This is a genomic window from Bacillus sp. SKDU12, from assembly GCF_010093085.1.
Classification (GTDB): domain Bacteria; phylum Bacillota; class Bacilli; order Bacillales; family Bacillaceae; genus Bacillus; species Bacillus mexicanus.
This window is the reverse complement of the sequence record NZ_MSRC01000016.1, coordinates 118,578-133,340: the sequence shown is the minus strand read 5'-3', so window position 1 is coordinate 133,340 and position 14,763 is coordinate 118,578. Positions and strand designations below refer to the sequence as shown.

General features: G+C 45.3%; 17 protein-coding genes. 13 read left to right on the top strand and 4 right to left on the bottom strand.

The features are described from left to right. The first annotated feature begins 171 nt into the window (after positions 1-171). The 3 genes from BTW01_RS13370 to nucF are packed head-to-tail and all read left to right on the top strand — an operon-like array spanning position 172 to position 1,704. On the top strand, positions 172-447 hold the full coding sequence (locus BTW01_RS13370; protein WP_162103447.1) for a YutD family protein: 276 nt from the start codon (positions 172-174) through the stop codon (positions 445-447). Between the two features lie 23 nt (positions 448-470). Then, positions 471-905 carry a DUF86 domain-containing protein gene (locus BTW01_RS13365; protein WP_162103446.1) on the top strand — a complete coding sequence of 145 codons (435 nt, stop codon included), beginning with the start codon at positions 471-473 and terminating at the stop codon, positions 903-905. 28 nt (positions 906-933) lie between these two features. Then, positions 934-1,704, top strand: coding sequence for a 5' nucleotidase NucF (gene nucF, locus BTW01_RS13360; RefSeq protein ID WP_162103445.1), 771 nt, complete (start codon positions 934-936; stop codon positions 1,702-1,704). 26 nt (positions 1,705-1,730) lie between these two features. On the opposite strand, the gene BTW01_RS13355 is transcribed toward nucF, so the two are convergent. After that, positions 1,731-2,231 carry a phosphatidylglycerophosphatase A gene (locus tag BTW01_RS13355; protein WP_162103444.1) on the bottom strand — a complete coding sequence of 167 codons (501 nt, stop codon included), beginning with the start codon at positions 2,229-2,231 and terminating at the stop codon, positions 1,731-1,733. Positions 2,232-2,384: 153 nt separating this feature from the next. Between BTW01_RS13355 and cotNH the strand changes: the two genes are divergently transcribed. From cotNH to BTW01_RS13330, 5 genes are all read left to right on the top strand, one after another. After that, complete coding sequence (cotNH, locus tag BTW01_RS13350) at positions 2,385-3,404, top strand: spore coat-associated protein CotNH (protein WP_162103605.1); 1,020 nt, start codon at positions 2,385-2,387, stop codon at positions 3,402-3,404. A 200-nt stretch (positions 3,405-3,604) separates the two neighbouring features. Next, a complete protein-coding gene (locus BTW01_RS13345) occupies positions 3,605-4,906 on the top strand; it encodes a homoserine dehydrogenase (protein ID WP_162103443.1) in 1,302 nt (433 codons plus the stop codon). Further along, positions 4,906-5,964 carry a threonine synthase gene (thrC, locus tag BTW01_RS13340; protein ID WP_162103604.1) on the top strand — a complete coding sequence of 353 codons (1,059 nt, stop codon included), beginning with the start codon at positions 4,906-4,908 and terminating at the stop codon, positions 5,962-5,964. The genes BTW01_RS13345 and thrC overlap by 1 nt, the downstream gene beginning before the upstream one ends. Further along, positions 5,961-6,890 (top strand): homoserine kinase, encoded by a 930-nt coding sequence (gene thrB / locus BTW01_RS13335; RefSeq protein WP_162103442.1) that lies wholly within the window; start codon positions 5,961-5,963, stop codon positions 6,888-6,890. Before thrC ends, thrB begins: the two co-directional genes overlap by 4 nt. A gap of 106 nt (positions 6,891-6,996) precedes the next feature. Next, a complete protein-coding gene (locus BTW01_RS13330; RefSeq protein ID WP_162103441.1) occupies positions 6,997-8,967 on the top strand; it encodes a S9 family peptidase in 1,971 nt (656 codons plus the stop codon). Between the two features lie 40 nt (positions 8,968-9,007). Here the strand turns inward: BTW01_RS13330 and BTW01_RS13325 are convergent, their stop codons facing one another. Continuing rightward, on the bottom strand, positions 9,008-9,343 hold the full coding sequence (locus BTW01_RS13325; protein WP_202923606.1) for a NifU family protein: 336 nt from the start codon (positions 9,341-9,343) through the stop codon (positions 9,008-9,010). Between the two features lie 98 nt (positions 9,344-9,441). Here BTW01_RS13325 and BTW01_RS13320 point away from each other — a divergent pair, with 98 nt between their 5' ends. Beyond that, the gene (locus BTW01_RS13320; protein WP_162103440.1) at positions 9,442-9,768 is read left to right on the top strand and encodes a YuzD family protein; all 327 of its coding nucleotides are present in this window, start codon (positions 9,442-9,444) and stop codon (positions 9,766-9,768) included. A gap of 25 nt (positions 9,769-9,793) precedes the next feature. On the opposite strand, the gene BTW01_RS13315 is transcribed toward BTW01_RS13320, so the two are convergent. Beyond that, the gene (locus BTW01_RS13315; protein WP_162103439.1) at positions 9,794-10,861 is read right to left on the bottom strand and encodes an NAD(P)/FAD-dependent oxidoreductase; all 1,068 of its coding nucleotides are present in this window, start codon (positions 10,859-10,861) and stop codon (positions 9,794-9,796) included. A 262-nt stretch (positions 10,862-11,123) separates the two neighbouring features. Between BTW01_RS13315 and BTW01_RS13310 the strand changes: the two genes are divergently transcribed. The 4 genes from BTW01_RS13310 to BTW01_RS13295 all read left to right on the top strand — a co-directional run bounded on the left by BTW01_RS13310 (position 11,124) and on the right by BTW01_RS13295 (position 14,126). Beyond that, positions 11,124-11,360 (top strand): YuzB family protein, encoded by a 237-nt coding sequence (locus tag BTW01_RS13310; RefSeq protein ID WP_162103438.1) that lies wholly within the window; start codon positions 11,124-11,126, stop codon positions 11,358-11,360. A gap of 135 nt (positions 11,361-11,495) precedes the next feature. Beyond that, complete coding sequence (locus BTW01_RS13305; RefSeq protein WP_162103437.1) at positions 11,496-12,713, top strand: NupC/NupG family nucleoside CNT transporter; 1,218 nt, start codon at positions 11,496-11,498, stop codon at positions 12,711-12,713. Positions 12,714-12,831: 118 nt separating this feature from the next. Continuing rightward, positions 12,832-13,686: a diaminopimelate epimerase gene (dapF, locus tag BTW01_RS13300; protein WP_162103436.1), complete on the top strand. Its 855-nt coding sequence runs from the start codon at positions 12,832-12,834 to the stop codon at positions 13,684-13,686. Positions 13,687-13,763: 77 nt separating this feature from the next. After that, positions 13,764-14,126 (top strand): HesB/IscA family protein, encoded by a 363-nt coding sequence (locus tag BTW01_RS13295; RefSeq protein ID WP_162103435.1) that lies wholly within the window; start codon positions 13,764-13,766, stop codon positions 14,124-14,126. A 137-nt stretch (positions 14,127-14,263) separates the two neighbouring features. Here BTW01_RS13295 and BTW01_RS13290 read toward each other — a convergent pair whose 3' ends face one another. After that, complete coding sequence (locus tag BTW01_RS13290) at positions 14,264-14,575, bottom strand: hypothetical protein (RefSeq protein ID WP_162103434.1); 312 nt, start codon at positions 14,573-14,575, stop codon at positions 14,264-14,266. Between the last annotated feature and the right edge of the window lie 188 nt (positions 14,576-14,763).

The window sequence follows — 14,763 nt, the reverse complement described above, 5'->3', positions numbered from 1 at the left end:
ACTCCGCACCCGAATAAAGCCCAATCAACAGGAAAAGGGTAACAGCATTGAGTTTCATTTGTAAATCCCGCCTCATATGCAGGGTAGCCAAATCGCATGATTTATTCATTAGCAATTGATGGGGACGAGGCAATGAATTATGATAGGAAAGAGTGAAAAAGAGGTGAGATCATGATTCTTATTCAAAATGCCGAATTTGACTTGGTGCACAATTTCAAAGACGGCTTCAATGAAGAGGCTTTTAAAGCCCGCTACTCTGATATTTTAAATAAATACGATTATATTGTGGGAGACTGGGGATACGGCCAGCTCAGGCTCAAGGGCTTCTTTGACGACCAGAATCAAAAGGCAACCTTTGAAACGAAAATCAGCACATTAGATGAATACATTTATGAATACTGCAATTTCGGCTGTGCGTATTTTGTCTTGAAACGAATCAGAAAATAAATATATACAAAGGGGATGCTGTCATGTATTTTGTTGACAGAAACAAGATCGAGCAAACACTCGGGTTCTTTGAGCACCAGCTGGCACTGTTTAACTCACAAGCAGCTTGGCAGTCAGAAATCGGGGGATTGGCGCTTCAGCGTATAGGCCATCTGTTAATCGAATGCATTCTGGATACAGGCAATGACATGATTGACGGTTTTATTATGCGGGACCCGGGCAGTTATAATGACATGATGGACATACTTGTTGATGAAAAAGTTGTCACAGAACAAGAGGGAACGGAGCTCAAGACAGTGATCGCCTACCGTAAAACATTGGTACAGCAGTACATGCTCACTGACAGCAAAGAGCTTTACAGGCTGATTACGGCCCATCAAACAGCTCTTCAAAACTTCCCGAAGCGAATCAGAAGCTACTTGGAAACAGAGCTTGGCCCTGTTTCTGCGTTTAAATAACAACTGGAAAGCCACAGGAGTGTTGGATATGAAAACATATAAAGGGTATTTAATTGATTTAGACGGAACGATGTACAATGGGACGGAAAAAATTGAAGAAGCGTGTGAATTTGTCAGAACGCTGAAAGATCGCGGCGTTCCATATCTTTTTGTGACAAACAACTCTTCGCGCACACCGAAGCAGGTGGCAGACAAGCTCGTCTCTTTTGATATTCCGGCAACAGAAGAACAAGTCTTCACGACCAGCATGGCAACTGCACAGCATATCGCCCAGCAAAAAAAAGACGCGTCTGTATATGTGATCGGGGAAGAAGGAATCCGCCAGGCAATTGAAGAAAATGGCCTGACGTTTGGCGGGGAAAATGCGGATTTTGTTGTCGTTGGGATTGACCGTTCTATTACATACGAAAAATTTGCTGTCGGCTGTCTGGCCATTAGAAATGGAGCCCGTTTTATTTCCACAAACGGAGATATTGCGATTCCGACTGAAAGAGGCCTTCTGCCCGGAAACGGCTCACTGACATCTGTTTTAACCGTATCGACAGGGGTACAGCCGATATTTATCGGCAAGCCGGAATCCATCATTATGGAGCAGGCGATGCGTGTTCTTGGCACGGATGTATCCGAAACTCTGATGGTCGGTGACAACTATGCGACGGACATTATGGCCGGCATAAACGCTGGTATGGATACTCTGCTCGTTCACACAGGCGTAACGAAAAGAGAGCATATGACAGACGACATGGAAAAACCGACTCATGCAATTGACTCTCTGACTGAATGGATTCCATACATATAAAAAAAGGGCGCCCGAAAAGGGTGCCCTTATTCTGTATGTCGCGCGCGGTGTGCGAGCCTGCTGGAGGCCGCGGCGGAAATCGCCCCAACGATGTCATCTAAAAAGGTATGGCATTCGCCTGTTGACTTATCATTCAAATGCTTAAGAATTCCGGGTTTTTCTTTGTCAATGTAACCGTAGTTCGTAAACCCGATTGATCCATAAATGTTCACGATGGAAAATGCCAAAATTTCATCTACTCCATATAGGCTTTCATCCGTTTCCAGTATCGTTTGCAGCGGTTCAGACAGTTTTTTCTGCTCAGCAAGAACATCTAATTCAATGCCCGTTAAAATCGCATTTTGCACCTCGCGTTTTGCAAGAACGCGATTGACGTTCAGTGTGCATTCATCAATTGTTAAATCTGGATGGTATTTTTTCTGCAGAAAAAAGACAAGCTCTGCAATGTCTGATACCTCAACGCCTCGCTCTTTCATCCGTGCTCTTGCTTTTGCTTCCATCTGACTGATTTGTTCGTTTTCTGACATCAGTTTCACCCAATCTTTTTTACTAGTTTATACAAAATATGTGAGATGTTTACGACTTTTTCTTGCGCCTTTGTCGGATGAAAATATGTATTCATAATTCCAGACGTGTATGACTACGATGTGATGAAGCCCTAATTCAATAGGCAGGTGATCATTGTGAAAGGTACAATAAAAGAAAAATACGGCATTCATATCAGACAGCTTTCCACGTACCAGCACACATATCAATGCTTTCAGACACCGAATTCATTCTTTCTGATTGTCCCCGTTTCCCAATTCTCAGATACCGAACTGGCGGAGCTTTATTACATGAGTCAGTATTTACAAGAACAAAGTGACCCATACGTTTCTGTTTTTATCTTTACAAAAGAAGGTGAGCTGACGTTTGAACATGAGAAGAAAACGTACGCTTTGCTGAAAGCGGCACCCCCGTATTCAAACAGGACGTTCTCCGTTGGTCAGGAGCTTGCGGAATTTCACCGTAAAGGCCGCGGGTATCCGTATGAGGTGAAGGCAGCGGGAAGGATCGGCCAGTGGAAGGATCTGTGGGGAAAACGCATTGATCAGCTTGAGGTTTTTTGGCAGCAAAAAGTTCATACGCCGCCGCATGAGCCGTTCGATAAAAAAATGATTGAGTCATTTCCATATTATGCAGGGCTGTCAGAAAATGCGATACAATATTTAGTGGACACTGAACTGGATGACAAGCCTCAAGCCGCTGATTCAGGAACGATATGCCATCAGAGGATGGAAAGACATACATGGTCACCCGACTCCTTGATCAGGATTCCATCCGATTGGGTATTTGACCACTCTTCACGAGATTTGGCTGAATACATGAGGCATACGTTTTTGCATCACAGACAAGATTTTCATCAGCACGGCTTTCTTTTCTTGCAAGAATACGAGCAAGTCACACCGCTGTCTTCTTTTTCAAAACGCCTTCTATACAGTCGGCTGCTCTTTCCGCTTCATTATTTTGAAATCGTAGAGAGCTACTACATGTCATCAGAGTCAGATAAGCACTATTATGAAGAGCAGCTTGACTTCATTCTGAACGACTGCGGACGCTATGAGCAATTTCTCAATACAGCGCAGGAATTCATGAACATGAGGGGACAGAAGCTATTTGTTCCCCGCGTAAGCTGGCTCGGCAAAGGCCGTTCAGGCTGAGGAGAAAATCTGACAAAAATAATTAGAAAATAAAGAATCTTGTCATATCAATGCATTAAACGCTTACATTCATAAAATTCAGCCGATTGCTATCTTGTCAAAACAAGAGCAGACTTATATAATGTTTGTAACTTATATGTCTGTGTTGAGTTAACAATTGTCTTTTTCGAACGGACAATTAAAAGAAAGGTGGAGTTTTTTTGAAAGCGATTCGTGTGGGGCTTTTAGGTTTGGGTACCGTGGGAAGCGGTGTCGTTAAAATTATTCAAGACCATCAGGATAAGCTGATGCATCAGGTCGGCTGTCCGATTACGATAAAAAAAGTGCTTGTAAAAGATCTAGAGAAAAGGAGAGAAGTAGATTTGCCGAAGGAAGCGCTCACGACAGAAGTGGATGATGTCATCAATGATCCAGATGTTGATGTCGTGATCGAGGTCATCGGCGGAGTTGAGCAGACAAAACAATATCTGCTCGACGCGCTAAAATCGAAAAAGCATGTTGTCACAGCAAACAAGGATTTAATGGCTGTGTACGGCTCCGAGCTGCTTGCAGAAGCGAAGGAAAATGGCTGCGACATCTACTTTGAAGCCAGTGTTGCCGGCGGGATTCCGATTTTGCGCACATTGGAGGAGGGGCTCTCGTCAGATCGGATTACAAAGATGATGGGGATCGTAAACGGAACAACGAACTTTATCTTAACCAAAATGATTAAAGAAAAAAGCCCTTACGAGGAAGTGCTCAAGGAAGCACAGGATCTCGGCTTTGCTGAAGCTGATCCGACTTCAGACGTGGAAGGGCTTGATGCTGCACGGAAAATGGCGATATTGGCGCGCCTCGGCTTCTCGATGAATGTGGATCTGGAAGACGTCAAAGTAAAGGGGATTTCTCAAATTACAGACGAGGACATCAGTTTCAGCAAACGCCTTGGCTATACGATGAAGCTGATCGGAATTGCTCAGCGTGACGGCAGCAAAATTGAAGTCAGTGTTCAGCCGACACTCCTTCCTGACCATCATCCGCTTTCAGCCGTGCATAATGAGTTTAACGCTGTTTATGTGTATGGTGAGGCTGTTGGTGAGACGATGTTCTACGGGCCGGGAGCCGGAAGCATGCCGACTGCAACATCCGTTGTTTCCGACCTTGTCGCTGTCATGAAAAATATGCGTCTTGGGGTAACCGGCAACAGCTTTGTCGCGCCGCAATACGAAAAAAATATGAAGTCGCCGTCTGACATTTACGCACAGCAATTTTTAAGAATTCACGTCAAAGATCAAGTCGGTTCATTCTCGAAAATCACGTCTGTCTTTTCAGAGAGGGGCGTAAGTTTTGAAAAGATCCTTCAGCTGCCGATTAAAGGCCATGATGAGCTGGCAGAAATCGTAATTGTCACACACCATACATCAGAAGCTGATTTCAGTGATATCCTGCAAAACTTAAATGATTTGAAAGTCGTTCAAGAAGTCAAAAGCACATATCGCGTAGAAGGGAACGGTTGGAGCTAATGTGGAAAGGACTTATCCATCAATATAAAGCATTTTTACCTGTAACAGATCAAACACCGGCGCTTACATTACATGAGGGAAACACACCTCTTATTCACCTGCCGAAGCTGTCCGAGCAGCTTGGAATTGAGCTTCATGTCAAAACGGAAGGCGTCAACCCTACGGGATCTTTTAAAGACCGCGGCATGGTCATGGCTGTGGCGAAGGCAAAAGAAGAAGGAAATGACACAATTATGTGCGCGTCAACAGGAAACACTTCCGCTGCCGCCGCTGCGTATGCAGCCCGTGCCAACATGAAATGCATCGTCATCATCCCGAACGGTAAAATCGCGTTCGGAAAGCTTGCTCAGGCTGTCATGTACGGAGCCGAAATTATTGCAATTGATGGAAACTTTGATGATGCGCTTAAAATTGTCCGTTCCATTTGTGAGAAATCACCGATTGCTCTTGTCAACTCAGTCAACCCATACCGCATTGAAGGCCAAAAAACTGCTGCCTTTGAAGTGTGCGAGCAGCTGGGGGAAGCCCCGGATGTATTGGCGATCCCGGTTGGAAACGCCGGAAACATTACGGCGTACTGGAAGGGCTTCAAGGAATATCATGAGAAAAACAACACAGGTCTTCCGAAAATGCGCGGCTTTGAAGCGGAAGGCGCGGCGGCAATTGTCCGTAATAAAGTGATTGAAAATCCAGAAACGATAGCGACAGCCATTCGGATTGGAAACCCTGCAAGCTGGGACAAAGCTGTCAAGGCAGCTGAGGAATCCAACGGGAAAATTGACGAAGTTACTGATGATGAAATCCTTCACGCCTATCAGCTGATCGCCCGTGAAGAAGGCGTGTTTGCAGAACCTGGATCTTGCGCGTCTATCGCCGGTGTTCTGAAGCAAGTGAAATCTGGAGACATTCCGAAAGGCAGCAAGGTCGTGGCTGTCTTAACAGGAAACGGATTGAAAGATCCGAACACAGCGGTCGATATTTCAGAAATCAAGCCGGTCACATTGCCGACTGACGAAGACAGCATCCTTGAATATATAAAAGGAGCGGCTCGTGTATGAACGAAGCCGACATGCTGTTCACTGTCACTGTTCCCGGAAGCACGGCTAACCTAGGACCCGGCTTCGATTCAGTTGGAATGGCGCTCAGCAGATATTTGAAGCTGACCGTCTTTGAAAGCGACAAATGGTCTTTTGAAGCTGAAACAGAAACAGTCGCAGGAATTCCGGCCGGTACAGATAATTTGATCTATCAAGTGGCAAAACGGACAGCAGATTTGTATGGAAAAGAAATGCCGCCTGTCCATGTGAAGGTATGGAGTGATATCCCGCTCGCACGCGGTCTTGGAAGCAGCGCCGCGGCGATTGTAGCGGCCGTTGAACTGGCTGATGAATTATGCGGCTTAAAACTGTCTGATGCGGACAAGCTGCATGTAGCCAGCCTAGAAGAAGGGCATCCGGATAATGCGGGCGCTTCTCTCGTTGGCGGGCTTGTCGTCGGCCTGCATGAAGATGATGAGACACAAATGATCCGCGTCCCGGATGCTGACATTGATATTGTCGTTGTCATTCCTTTTTACGAGGTGCTGACAAGAGACGCAAGAGACGTGCTGCCGAAAGAGTTTCCATATGCGGACGCTGTAAAAGCAAGCGCAGTCAGCAATATCCTCATTGCTGCTATCATGTCCAAGGATTGGCCGCTCGTCGGAAAAATCATGAAGAAGGATTTGTTCCACCAGCCGTACCGGGCGATGCTTGTCCCTGAGCTGTCAAAAGTAGAACATGTCGCCGAGATGAAGGGCGCGTACGGAACAGCTCTTAGCGGTGCAGGCCCGACGATTCTCGTTATGACCAAAAAAGGAAACGGAGAAGAGCTGAAAGAACAGCTCGCGCTTCATTTCCCTCATTGTGAAGTCGACGCTTTGACCGTTCCGAAAGAGGGAAGTATAATAGAGCGAAATCCTTTATATCAAGCAAAAAGTGTATAGATCAAGCCAAGCGTCCCTCAGCATCAGCGATGGACGCTTTTTTTCTGCTGGAGATAAAGGAGTTTTTATTTAGAAAAACGAAATACATGAAAAGGAGGAGATGAATATGAAAAAGCTGATAACCGCAGAAGACATCACAGCGATTGTCTCTGTGACCGATCCTCAATACGCCCCTGACGGCAGCCGTGCTGCATACGTGCAGTCGCAAGTGGATCAAGAGCAAGATTCATATACTTCAAATATATGGGTGTATGAAACGGAAAGCGGCTGTTCTGTTCCTTGGACACACGGAGAGAAACGGAGCACAGATCCAAGATGGTCTCCGGACGGGCATACACTTGCCTTTATTTCTGATCGTGAAGGTGATGCGGCACAGCTGTATATCATAAGCACAGAAGGCGGAGAAGCGAAGAAACTGACTGATATCCTGTATGGCGTGTCAAAGCCAATATGGTCCCCTGATGGCGAGTCGGTGCTAGTCACTGTCAGTTTAGGAGAGGGAGAAAGTATTCATGATCGAGAGAAAACAGAGCAGGGCAGCTTTGATCCTGTTGAAGTGCAAGGTCTAGCCTATAAACGTGACGGCAAAGGGCTGACGAGAGGTTCATACGCCCAGCTTGCGCTTGTCAGTGTGAAATCTGGCGAGGTGAAGCAGCTGACAACTCACAAAGCTGATCACGGAGATCCTGCCTTTTCTCCTGACGGCAAAAGGCTTGTTTTCTCAGCCAATTTGACTGAAACGGATGATGCCAGCAAGCCGAGCGATGTCTACATAATGTCGCTGGAGACTGGAGCTCTCAAGCAAATGACACCGCATTGCGGCTCATTCGGATCAAGCTCTTTTTCCCCGGACGGAAGGTTTATTGCTTTGCTTGGGCATGAGCAGGAATATCAAAATGCAACGCTTGAAAAGGCATGGCTCTATGATATCGAACAAGACCTCCTTACATGTCTGACTGAGATGCTGGATGTTCATTTAGCAGATGCGCTGATTGGGGATTCATTGATCGGAGGCGGCGAACAGCGTCCAATTTGGACGAAGGACAGCCAAGGATTTTATGTGATCGGCACAGATCAAGGCAGCACGGGAATCTATTATATGTCGATTGAAGGCCTTGTGTATCCGATTCGTCTCGAAAAAGAGTATATCAATAGTTTTTCACTGTCATCTGACGAACAACACTTTATTGCCAGTGTGGCAAAGCCGGACAGACCGAGCGAGCTTTACAGCATCCCGCTTGGGCAGGAAGAGAAGCGGCTGACTGGCGCGAATGACAAGTTTGTCGATGAGCATACGGTTTCAGTGCCTGAAGATATTCAATATGTTACAGAAGACGGCGTAACGGTGAACGGATGGCTGTTGAAACCTGCACAGGCGGAAGACTCGTCATATCCCCTTATTCTCAACATACACGGCGGACCGCATATGATGTACGGGCATACATATTTTCATGAATTTCAAGTGCTGGCGGCGAAAGGATATGCAGTGGTTTATGTTAATCCGAGAGGGAGCCACGGGTATGGGCAGACATTTGTAAATGCAGTCAGAGGAGATTATGGCGGAAAGGATTATGAGGATGTGATGCAGGCTGTGGATGAGGCGATGAAAAGAGATCCGCAGATTGATCCTAAACGGCTCGGTGTCACGGGCGGAAGCTACGGAGGTTTTATGACCAACTGGATCGTCGGGCAGACGAACCGCTTTAAAGCCGCCGTCACTCAGCGTTCGATTTCAAACTGGATCAGCTTTCACGGCGTCAGTGATATCGGCTATTTCTTCACAGACTGGCAGCTTGAGCATGATATGTTTACAGACACAGAAAAGCTTTGGGACCGTTCCCCTTTAAAATATGCAGCAAACGTGGAGACACCGCTTTTGATCCTGCATGGCGAGCGAGATGACCGGTGTCCGATCGAGCAGGCGGAGCAGCTATTCATCGCTTTGAAAAAAATGGACAAACAAACGATGCTCGTCCGTTTTCCAAAAGCGTCGCACAATTTGTCGCGCAGCGGCCACCCTGGACAGCGGATTAAGCGCCTGAATTATATCAGTTCATGGTTTGATCAATATCTCTAATAAAAAAGCCAGACTGATCATTGATCAGTCTGGCTGGTTATTAAAAGACTTGTTCTACTTCAACGACACCCGGCACTTCTTCAAGAAGAGCGCGTTCAATTCCGGCTTTCAGCGTAATTGTTGAACTTGGGCAGCTGCCGCATGCGCCTAGAAGACGAAGCTTCACAATACCTTCATCTACGTCTACAAGCTCACAGTCACCGCCGTCACGAAGTAAAAACGGACGAAGTTTGTCCAGTACTTCCTGCACCTGTTCTTTCATTTCAACTTCAGTCATGACATTCGCTCCTTTCGTCATCATAAAACCATTATATTGAGTGTAACAATAAAAATCTATTGTTTGGTTTGCAAAGTTGCTTTTCCTATTATAGCACATTGAGACTTGAACACAAAAACGGTTTTTTCTATAAAAACGTCATTTGGCTCTGTATACTGAAAGAAAGAACTTGCTTAGAGAGAAGGAGGCGGTTATCAGTGACAAAACCTGTCGTGCTTAGCGTGTACGGGGCAGAAACCGTTTGTGCGAGCTGTGTCAATATGCCGACGGCCAAGGATACGTACGAGTGGCTTGAGGCCGCGCTGAAAAGAAAATATCCAAATCAGCCTTTTGTGATCCGCTACATCGATATTCATGATCCGCCTGATATGAAACATGCGAAAGAGCTTGCGGAAAAAATCAAACTGGATGAGTATTTTTATCCGCTTGTGCTTGTAGAAGACAAAATTGTTGGTGAAGGCAGCCCGAAATTAAAAGACGTGTATGAGGAAATGGAGAGGCATGGGTATACAGAAAACCGCTGACAGCATCAGCGGATTTTCTCTCTTATTAACCGTTATGGTGTTTGTACATCCACAGCAATCCGGATTTCAGCATACGCGGGACACGGCCGATCAGCGGGCGGTCAGCAACAAGACCGAAGCCGGCTTTTTTACCGAGTGAACCGAGAACGCCTTTCAGCTTGAACTGCGGCATTGATTCAGGAAGGGCTTCTCCATTCCAGCGTTTTTGCAAAATTTGGACAATCTGCTCTGCTTGAGCCTCTGCCAGCTGGGCGCTCGGTGCATGAGGAAGGCTGGCGCAATCACCGACAACATACAGATGTTCATCACCAGGAAGATTGTGATGAGGCGTTAATACGACGCGCCCTTGTGCGTCCTTCTCCACATCTAAGTCTCTGACGACCTTGTTCGGCTGTATGCCGGCTGTCCATACAATGGCGTCTGCAGGAATTGCATCATCGTGATTAAACACAACACCTTCTTCTACCTTTGTGATATTTGCCCTGTTAATAATGCGGACACCGTGCTCTTCGAACCATTTTTGCACATATTTGCTTAAACGCTCGGGAAAGCTTGATAAAATAAGATTGCCGCGGTCGAACAAAATAATGTTCAGGTCATCACGGCTTTCTCTCAATTCACTTGCAAGCTCAACGCCGCTAAGGCCTGCTCCGACAATGGCGACAGTGCTATTAGCACTCAGATTATTCAGCTTTTGGTAGGTTTCGCGGGACTGATCGATGGTTTGAATGCTGTAGGTGAATTCATGTGCTCCCGGCACGTTGTGGTATTTATCCTCGCAGCCGAGCCCGATCACGGCGTCATCGTAAGAAATCGGTTCGCGATCTTGGAACAGCACTTGTTTTTGTGCAATATCAATTGATGAGATATCACCATATTGGACATCCAGACGTGGATGTTCCGGGAATGACACTCTAATGTGATGATCAGAAATTGTGCCTGCGGCAAGGGCGTAATATTCTGTTTTCAAGCAGTGATATGGATTTCTGTCAATTAACGTAATGGAAACATCATCAGGCAGCTGGTTTGGCAGTAAGCGATGAAGCACACGCATGTTCCCGTAACCTCCGCCGATCAAGACCAATTTTTTCATTTGAATTCCCCTTTAATCCGAAGAGTATGATAGATACAGTGAAAAAAATATGAACTATGTAAAATAACATCTAGAATTATATCGAATTTGACCTAAAATCACAATGATAGTTTCAAAATAACCTACAAATTAGTTTTGAATTATAAATTAGTAAAACGTTATTCATTTAATGATATGTTACAATAATGAAATGCGAACAATCCGCTATCTTTGACGAATGGTGAAAATTTCGCGATAATGGACAGATGTGAGGTGAAACCGCATGAATCCAATGATTGAATTTTGTGTCAGCAATCTGGCTCACGGCTCGCAGGAAGCCCGGGCGATCTTGGAAAAGGATCCAAACCTGGATGTCCTTGAATATGGCTGCTTAAGCTACTGCGGGACATGCATGGAGTCGCTTTTCGCTCTTGTAAACGGAGAAGTCGTCAAAGGTGAAACGCCTGAGGAGCTTGTTGAGAATATATATACATTTATTGAGGAAAATCCAATGTTTTAAGAGAAAGGGTCTGACAGGCCCTTTTTTTATTTTGCCGTACATAGAGAACCAAAAAATGTGTAGACATCAAAAAATATTATTGTTATCGTATAAAAGATATTTTTTTAATAAAATTTAAGAGGTGTACGAGTATTCATGGATGTTCTGTGGGGACTGCTGGGCGCAGTTGCGATCGTTGCTATCGCGTTTTTATTTTCAGAAAAGAAAAGCAATATTAAGATAAGAACAGTCATCGTTGGTTTATGTATACAGGTGGCGTTTGGATACATCGTGTTGAAATGGGAAGCGGGGCGCGCTGTTTTTTTATGGTTTTCAAGCCGTGTACAGCTTCTGATTGGTTATGCGAATGAAGGCATCAATTTTATTTTCGGGCCGCTTCTAAAAGTCGGTGACAGTCCGGCTTTTGCATTAAGTGTCCTGCCCATTATCATTTTCTTCTCAGCACTGATCGCTGTTTTATATCATTTAAAAATCATGCAGCTTATTTTCCGTGTTATTGGCGGAGGATTGTCGAAGCTTCTTGGGACGAGCAAAACGGAATCTCTTGCGGCTGCTGCTAATATTTTTGTAGGACAATCTGAATCTCCATTAGTGATCAGACCCCTGATTGCCGGGCTGACGCGCTCTGAATTGTTCACGGTGATGACAAGCGGCCTGTCAGCTGTTGCTGGGTCAACCTTGTTTGGGTACGCTCTTCTCGGTATTCCGATTGAATACTTGCTTGCGGCGAGCTTTATGGCTGCTCCTGCAGGCCTTGTCTTTGGTAAATTGATTATACCCGAAACAGAAAAGCCGCAAACCGTTAAAAGCGACTTCAAAATGGATGAAGGTGAAGGCGCAGCCAATGTGATTGACGCCGCTGCAAAGGGAGCGTCAACCGGACTGCAAATTGCCTTAAACGTTGGAGCAATGCTGCTTGCTTTCGTTGCATTAATCGCCGTAGTAAATGGTATTCTCGGCGGCGTATTAGGCTTGTTCGGCTTAAAAGACGTTACATTAGAATCGCTCCTTGGCTATGTGTTTTCTCCGATTGCCTTTTTGATTGGCGTGCCTTGGCATGAAGCGTTGCAAGCAGGAAGTTATATCGGCCAGAAATTGGTGCTGAATGAGTTTGTCGCTTATTCTAACTTCGGTCCGCACATCGGCGAATTTTCTAAGAAAACGGCTACGATTATCAGTTTCGCGTTATGCGGATTCGCCAATTTTTCATCCATTGCGATTATGCTCGGTACGCTTGGCAGTTTAGCGCCCAGCCGCCGTTCGGATATCGCTCGTCTCGGCCTGAAGGCTATTCTTGCGGGAACATTAGCCAATCTGCTCAGTGCAGCGATTGCCGGCATGTTTATATCATGATAAAAGCTCCTTGCGAAATCGCAAGGAGCTTTTATGTATGAAAAACGGGGGATAATGGTATTGTGTCCGTTTAGAATAGCTTTTATACTAAGTAAAAGAAAAAAAGTTGGAGGCACTTATGAACTCATTTCGTTTTACCAAAATGCACGGCTTGGGAAACAGTTATATCTATGTGAATCAATTTGAAGAACAGCTTCCAGAAGAAAAACTGTCTGAGATTGCGATTCAGGTTTCTTCTGTTTATACAGGGATCGGTTCCGATGGGATGATCCTTATATGTCCTTCAGATCAAGCGCCTGTCAAAATGCGGATTTTTAATAATGACGGGTCAGAAGGGAAAAACTGCGGCAATGGCCTGCGCTGCGTCGCAAAATACGCGTATGAGCAAAAGCTCGTGGAGGAGACATCTTTTCTGATTGAAACGCTCTCCGGCCTTGTAAAAGCGGAAGTTCAAGCAGAGAACGGGGAAGTGAAAATGGTCACTGTTGATATGGGCGAACCGCGCCTGACAAAGGCTGAGCTTCCAATGCTTGACGGCGGGGAAGAGCATATGGTTAATGAAACGATGGCATTTGGTGAAGCTGAACTGACAGGCACTGCCGTTTCAATGGGAAATCCCCATATCGTTTTCCCGATCGCTGATATTGAACAAGCGCCTTTAACGACATTGGGACCGGTGATTGAAAAAGATTCGAGATTTCCAGAAGGCGTCAACGTGGAATTCGTCGAAACCGTAAATGAACATGAACTGCATTTCCGCGTCTGGGAACGGGGATCAGGCATTACGCAGGCATGCGGGACAGGAGCATGTGCAGCGGCCGTCGCATCTGTGTTAAACGGCGTATCACAACGAAATCAGGACATCACTGTGCATTTAGCGGGCGGAGATTTGGTGATCAACTGGAAAGACAACGGCCATGTCATGATGACAGGACCGGCTGAAACCGTTTGTGAAGGTGTCTATTTTTTGTAAACACCTTGTTTGAGAAATGAACCGATCAAGTTTATAATAAAAGACAGCATCCAGTTTTTGAAAGGAGGTTCACAAAGATGAGCAACCCGGTAACAATTACAGAAGCAGCAGCTTTGCATATAAGAGATATGATGAAAGAGCATGAAGAAGAAAACGCGTTTCTGCGTGTCGGCGTCAAAGGCGGCGGCTGCAGCGGACTTTCTTACGGCATGGGTTTTGAACATGAAAAGGGCGAAAAAGACAGTATGTTTGATCAGTACGGCATCACCGTGCTCGTTGACAAAGAAAGCCTTGACATCATGAACGGCACTATCATTGACTACAAAGAATCCATGCTCGGCGGCGGCTTTACTATCGACAATCCAAACGCCATCGCTTCATGCGGCTGCGGTTCTTCGTTTAGAACAGCGACGAATACAGGTACCCCTGAAGAGTGCTAAGCGCTGAATCTGCAACCTGCAATGAATCGTAAAATTTATTCATAACGCTTTTCTTATCGATAAATCATCGTTAAGAAAGGCGTTTTTTGCAGAAAAAAACACCCCAGGCTAGGCTAAGGATGTTCGCTTTTCCATTTTTATCTCGTTTTAAAGCTATTGACAAAAGTTTCACCGTCGTTCTCTGCGTTCACGATAAGCTGGGCACTTCCACTGATACGCTGAGCAATGGCCTTTTGCGCTTTTCCCTCGAAGCTGTATAAAAGAGCTGAATAAACATCGTTTAATTCTTCCTGCAGCGAATTCATTTCGAACTTTGGTTTATGGTTTTTACGAACCGTCTCAAGCTTAGTATTTGCCACTTTTGTCATGCCAGATTTTAACATTTGGCGCTGCAGCTGTTTTTTCATTGGATCATCTTTATGTTCTAAAAGGTTATCTAATGTCGGCATTGCTTTGTCACTCCTATAATCTCAGCCAATTGGCAAGCATCTGATCTTTTTCCTCAAAATCGTCGGCGATTTTATTCAAGCAGCAGCTTTTCTTTCATATGATCATACTTATATGCATTTCTGCTTAATGAATAATATGTGCTATCCAATAAATTTGGAACTTTTATGTTTTTATTCATGCAAAACCT

What these genes read in the sequence shown, in the direction of transcription:
- BTW01_RS13305 (WP_162103437.1), top strand. Translation starts at nt 11,496, where the DNA reads ATGGATGTTCTGTGGGGACTGCTGGGCGCAGTTGCGATCGTTGCTATC.
- BTW01_RS13330 (WP_162103441.1), top strand. Translation starts at nt 6,997, where the DNA reads ATGAAAAAGCTGATAACCGCAGAAGACATCACAGCGATTGTCTCTGTG.
- BTW01_RS13365 (WP_162103446.1), top strand. Translation starts at nt 471, where the DNA reads ATGTATTTTGTTGACAGAAACAAGATCGAGCAAACACTCGGGTTCTTT.
- BTW01_RS13370 (WP_162103447.1), top strand. Translation starts at nt 172, where the DNA reads ATGATTCTTATTCAAAATGCCGAATTTGACTTGGTGCACAATTTCAAA.
- BTW01_RS13355 (WP_162103444.1), bottom strand. Translation starts at nt 2,231, where the DNA reads ATGTCAGAAAACGAACAAATCAGTCAGATGGAAGCAAAAGCAAGAGCA.
- dapF (WP_162103436.1), top strand. Translation starts at nt 12,832, where the DNA reads ATGAACTCATTTCGTTTTACCAAAATGCACGGCTTGGGAAACAGTTAT.
- BTW01_RS13295 (WP_162103435.1), top strand. Translation starts at nt 13,764, where the DNA reads ATGAGCAACCCGGTAACAATTACAGAAGCAGCAGCTTTGCATATAAGA.
- thrC (WP_162103604.1), top strand. Translation starts at nt 4,906, where the DNA reads ATGTGGAAAGGACTTATCCATCAATATAAAGCATTTTTACCTGTAACA.
- nucF (WP_162103445.1), top strand. Translation starts at nt 934, where the DNA reads ATGAAAACATATAAAGGGTATTTAATTGATTTAGACGGAACGATGTAC.
- BTW01_RS13325 (WP_202923606.1), bottom strand. Translation starts at nt 9,343, where the DNA reads ATGTGCTATAATAGGAAAAGCAACTTTGCAAACCAAACAATAGATTTT.
- BTW01_RS13310 (WP_162103438.1), top strand. Translation starts at nt 11,124, where the DNA reads ATGAATCCAATGATTGAATTTTGTGTCAGCAATCTGGCTCACGGCTCG.
- thrB (WP_162103442.1), top strand. Translation starts at nt 5,961, where the DNA reads ATGAACGAAGCCGACATGCTGTTCACTGTCACTGTTCCCGGAAGCACG.
- BTW01_RS13290 (WP_162103434.1), bottom strand. Translation starts at nt 14,575, where the DNA reads ATGCCGACATTAGATAACCTTTTAGAACATAAAGATGATCCAATGAAA.
- BTW01_RS13315 (WP_162103439.1), bottom strand. Translation starts at nt 10,861, where the DNA reads ATGAAAAAATTGGTCTTGATCGGCGGAGGTTACGGGAACATGCGTGTG.